Source organism: Lysinibacillus sp., from assembly GCF_032093475.1.
In the GTDB taxonomy this organism is placed as follows: Bacteria; Bacillota; Bacilli; order Bacillales_A; family Planococcaceae; genus Lysinibacillus; species Lysinibacillus irui.
Genome location: NZ_DAMDAY010000190.1, coordinates 1 through 5,158 on the forward strand (window position 1 = coordinate 1; position 5,158 = coordinate 5,158).

At 36.5% G+C, this 5,158-nt stretch carries 5 protein-coding genes; all 5 read left to right on the top strand.

Annotation, left to right across the window (positions count from 1 at the left end):
• The coding region (sufB, locus tag RT445_RS22945) for a Fe-S cluster assembly protein SufB (protein WP_313471666.1) at positions 1-1,116 on the top strand (1,116 nt) is incomplete at its 5' end.
• A gap of 283 nt (positions 1,117-1,399) precedes the next feature.
• The gene (locus RT445_RS22950) at positions 1,400-2,257 is read left to right on the top strand and encodes a DUF72 domain-containing protein (protein WP_312505863.1); all 858 of its coding nucleotides are present in this window, start codon (positions 1,400-1,402) and stop codon (positions 2,255-2,257) included.
• On the top strand, positions 2,257-3,081 hold the full coding sequence (locus RT445_RS22955; RefSeq protein ID WP_274794264.1) for a sulfite exporter TauE/SafE family protein: 825 nt from the start codon (positions 2,257-2,259) through the stop codon (positions 3,079-3,081). The genes RT445_RS22950 and RT445_RS22955 overlap by 1 nt, the downstream gene beginning before the upstream one ends.
• Before the next feature lie 31 nt (positions 3,082-3,112).
• Entirely contained in the window at positions 3,113-4,480 is a 1,368-nt protein-coding gene (locus RT445_RS22960; protein WP_312505861.1) for a bifunctional metallophosphatase/5'-nucleotidase, read from the top strand.
• A 33-nt stretch (positions 4,481-4,513) separates the two neighbouring features.
• On the top strand, positions 4,514-5,158 hold a 645-nt coding region (locus RT445_RS22965), incomplete at its 3' end, for an HD-GYP domain-containing protein (RefSeq protein WP_313471668.1).

The window sequence follows — 5,158 nt, forward strand, 5'->3', positions numbered from 1 at the left end:
GTACCTGATGAAATCAAAGCTACTTTTGATAAATTAGGTATTCCAGAAGCAGAGCAAAAATATCTTGCTGGGGTATCTGCTCAATACGAATCTGAGGTAGTTTATCATAACATGAAAAAAGACCTTGAGGATCTTGGAATTGTGTTCAAAGATACAGACTCAGCATTACGTGAAAACGAAGATATTTTCAAACAATATTGGGGTAAAGTTATTCCTTATACTGACAATAAATTCGCTGCATTAAACTCAGCTGTATGGTCAGGTGGATCATTTATCTATGTACCACCAGGTGTTAAAGTCGAAACTCCATTACAAGCTTACTTCCGTATTAACTCTGAAAATATGGGTCAATTCGAACGTACACTTATTATTGTAGATGAAGGCGCTCACGTACACTATGTTGAAGGTTGTACAGCTCCTGTTTACACAACAAACTCTTTACACTCAGCGGTTGTAGAAATCGTTGTACGTAAAGATGCATATTGCCGTTATACAACAATTCAAAACTGGGCGAACAACGTTTACAACCTTGTAACGAAACGTACAGTTGTAGAAGAAAACGGTACAATGGAATGGATTGATGGTAACATCGGTTCTAAATTAACAATGAAATACCCAGCATGTATCCTAAAGGGTGAAGGTGCTCGTGGTATGACATTATCCATTGCATTAGCAGGTAAAGGACAGCACCAACATGCTGGCGCAAAAATGATCCATATGGCACCAAATACATCTTCAACAATCGTTTCTAAATCGATTGCAAAACAAGGTGGTAAAGTAACGTATATGGGACAAGTTCGTTTCGGTCCTAAAGCAAGTGGTGCACGTGCTAACATCGAGTGTGATACACTAATCATGGATAACCAATCTACTTCTGATACAATTCCATACAATGAGATCTTTAATGATAATGTTTCTTTAGAGCATGAAGCAAAAGTTTCAAAAGTATCTGAAGAGCAATTATTCTACTTAATGTCTCGCGGAATTTCTGAAGAAGAAGCGACAGAAATGATCGTAATGGGCTTCATTGAGCCATTTACAAAAGAATTACCAATGGAATACGCAGTAGAGATGAACCGTCTTATCAAGTTCGAGATGGAAGGTTCTATCGGTTAATTTACTAACCAACCCTTGTCACAATTAAATTTGTGGCAAGGGTTTTTTTATAGCTCGCCTTGCAAGTCTACATACTAATAGAGCTACTTAAATGTTGTTAGACAGTTAAAACAAATGGCATGAGGACAATGTAATATATCTCATGCTTTTTCGTTTGTATAAATTCTCGAGAAGAGACAAACCTTTTCATTGTAATGTTCAAAAGAAAGCGATATTTTTACATGATGTTTATTTGTAGTGTCATGCTGTGTGCTATGATTATGTACATAGAGGAGGATGTCACATGATTGTAGTTGGTTTAACTGGATGGGGTGATCACCCTTCACTTTATAGTGGAGTGACTCCCTCAAAGGATAAATTATTCGATTATACAGGTCATTTTTTAACAGTTGAAGTCGATACTTCTTTTTATGCTATACCATCTAAAGAGCATGTTCGTAAATGGTGTGAGGATACACCAGAAAATTTCCGCTTTATCGTAAAGGCCTATCAAGGCATGACCGGACATTTGCGGGGAGATATTCCTTTTGAATCGAAAAATGACATGTTCAACGCTTTTATCGAATGTGCCCATGAATTTAAACGTTATGGAAAGTTAGGAATGGTTTTAGCTCAGTTTCCACCATGGTTTGATTGTCAGGCAAAAAATGTTCAATATTTATTATATATTCGGCAGCAACTTAAGGATTTTGAAGTAGCGATAGAGTTTCGCAATCAAACATGGTATGCAGATCATGTTGTTCAGCAGACAATGAATTTTTTACGTGAACATCAATTTATTCATACGATTTGTGATGAACCACAGGCTGGTGTAGGTTCCGTCCCCTTCTACCCTGAAGTAACTGCCAATAAGGCACTTATTCGTATCCATGGTCGTAATATCCATGGATGGCGAAACACAGGAAACGCAGAAAATTGGCGTAAAGTTCGCTTTTTATATGATTATAATAAAGAAGAATTGCAACAGCTTGGACAAAGTATGCTAAAGCTCGAATCAGAGGTCCATGAACTCTTCGTATTATTTAATAATAATTCAGGTAATCATGCAGCGAAAAACGCAAAGGAGCTACAAAGCATTTTAAATATTAAAGATGTCGGGTTAGCACCTAAACAATTAAACATATTTGAAGGGGAACTATAATGGAGTTTATTTTATTAGTAGTCATTGCTTTATTTGCTGGTCTAATTGGCTCGTTAGTTGGGCTAGGTGGTGGCGTTGTGCTCGTGCCAGCAACGTTATACATTGGTTTAAATCTTGGCATGATTCCAGATATTACACCACAAAAAGTAGTCGGTTTATCTGTAGTTATGATGATTTTCACAGGACTTGCCTCCACGCTAAGCTATATGAAATCCAAAACAGTAGACTATAAAAGCGGGTTTATATTCTTTATTGGAAGCATTCCAGGTACCATTCTAGGTGCTTGGGTGAATAAAGGATTGGATTTACCATCCTTTAATTTGTATTTCGGTATTCTATTGATTATTTTATCAATTATATTGCTTGTCCGTGACAAGCTCAAGCCAGTGAAGTGGTTTGTAAAAAACGGGATGCAACAAGAATTTACAGACTCTGAAGGACAAACCTTTGTCTATGGGTATCCTATTTGGTTTGCGATTACATTAACATTTGGTATTGGCTTTGCCTCAGGGTTGTTTGGCATTGGTGGAGGCTCGATGATTGTACCAGCCATGATTATTTTGTTTTTATTTCCACCACATGTTGCAGTGGCGACATCCATGTTTATGGTATTTTTAACGTCCATTGTTAATTCTGCGAGTCATATTGCTTTGGGACATGTTCCATGGCTTTATACCATTCCTGTTATTCCAGGAGCATATATTGGCGCAAAATTGGGCGCAGCATTAAATAAAAAAATTAAATCAGATACGCTTGTTCTTGCACTAAGGATTATTTTATTATTATTAGGAATTCGATCCATCATTGAAGGCATATTGGCTTAAGTATGGTAGCTAAAGAAATGAGGTGGCTTTAATGCTTGAAAAGATCCATATATTTCACACAAATGATTTGCACAGTCATTTTAAGTATTGGCCACGAATGCAAAGCTTTGTGAAAGAGATGCGCAACAGTTTGGAAAAAATAGGGGAAACAAGCTATTTATTTGATGTTGGCGATCATTTAGACCGCTCCAATATCTATACAGAGGCAACTGTTGGTATAGGTAATGTACAATTACTAAATGATGCAGGGTACGATGTGGTGACTATCGGTAATAATGAAGGTATTACATTATCCCACGAAGAGCTCTTTCATTTGTATGATAATGCAAATTTTGATGTCGTGGTCGCAAATGTCTATTCAACTACGGGGAAAAATCCTGCGTGGATGAAGCCCTATGTTGTGTTAACAACCGAAGCAGGTACAAAGGTGGGTGTAATAGCAGCCACTGCTATGTTTGAAGTGTATTATCAGGAATTAAATTGGCAAATGGACGAGCCACGCAGTACACTACTACAACTAGCTCATCAGCTCCGCAAAGAGGTAGACATTATTGTGTGCTTATCACATTTAGGTATTACAGAGGATGAGCTTTTAGCCGAAGAATGTCCAGAAATTGATGTGATATTCGGCTCCCATACACATCATGTCCTGCCAACCGGCAAACTCATTAATGGTGTATTACTGACAGGAGGAGGGAAATTTGGACAATATACAGGCCATCTTGTCATTGAATACGATAAAAAAATGAGGAAAATTGTTGAAAAAAAGGATACTTTAATTCATAATAAGGATTTGCCAATCGTTCAAAACGAACAGGAAAGGGTCCAGTTTTTCGAGGATGAAGGGAATAGAATACTAAACACTCCAGTCTTTACAACGACGAAATCCTACAACAAAGAATGGTTCCACTATTCACAGCTATCTGATTTATTTGCCCAAGCTATTCTAGAAAAAAGCGGTGCCGATTGTGCATTATTCAATGCAGGGATATTTTTAGATGGTCTGCCTAAAGGAACGGTAACAGCCTTAGATTTGCATCGTATTTTTCCGCATCCTATTAATTTATGTATAATTGAATTATCCGTTGCTGAAATGAAAGAAATTTATATGCAATCTAAAAATGAAGAGTGGCCCTATATTGAATTAAAAGGCTTAGGTTTTAGAGGCGTTATTTTTGGCAAAATGCTAACATATGGCTTTTCAATGAATGAAAATCGGCAATTACTAATTAATGGTAAGTTGGCGGATCAAGATCACATTTATAAACTTGTAACATTAGATTTGTTTACATTTGGTTATTTTTATCCAAGTTTTAAATATGCAAAGAAACAATATATTTTACCTGAATTTTTACGAAACATTATGATAGATTATGGTCAAAGATTCTTTAAGCAATAGAGAGAGCTTAAAGAATGGATTGGGGAAGAAGTCATGCGATTAATTTCAATCGATGTATTAAAAGAAGGAATGGTATTAGGAAGAACCATTTGGAATGAAGCAGGTCATCCGCTTTTAAAGAAAGATGTTGTCATTAATGACCGTATTATTCAAAGACTTCAACAGCTAAATACACACTATTTATATATTGACGATGAAATTTCTAATGGCATAGAAGTAGAAGAGACAGTTCCACCAGCTATGCGAAGTAAAGTCATTACGACTATTAAGGATTCATTCCAATCAATTGATGGTTTAAATCAAGTAAATGCCTCTTATATTTTAGATCAGCAATCTAAAACAATTGTCTCCATTGTAGATGAGCTACTTTCGGCTGTTACAGGCAATGATGAAATTTTAACGATACTAACAGATGCTTATTTATTTGATGAATATCTTTATCAACACTCCTTCCAAGTGACATTGTATTCTATTGCGATTGCCAAAGAACTTGGCTATTCAGCTGAGGATTTACGCTTGATAGGGATTGGTGCATTATTGCACGATGTTGGTAAGCTAATGGTACCGAAAGACATTTTAACAAAGCCAGGTCGCCTCTCAAATGAGGAGTTTGAAGCAATGAAAATGCATGCTCGTTATGGCTTTGATTTATTGCGCAATTTACATTCCATCTCATTG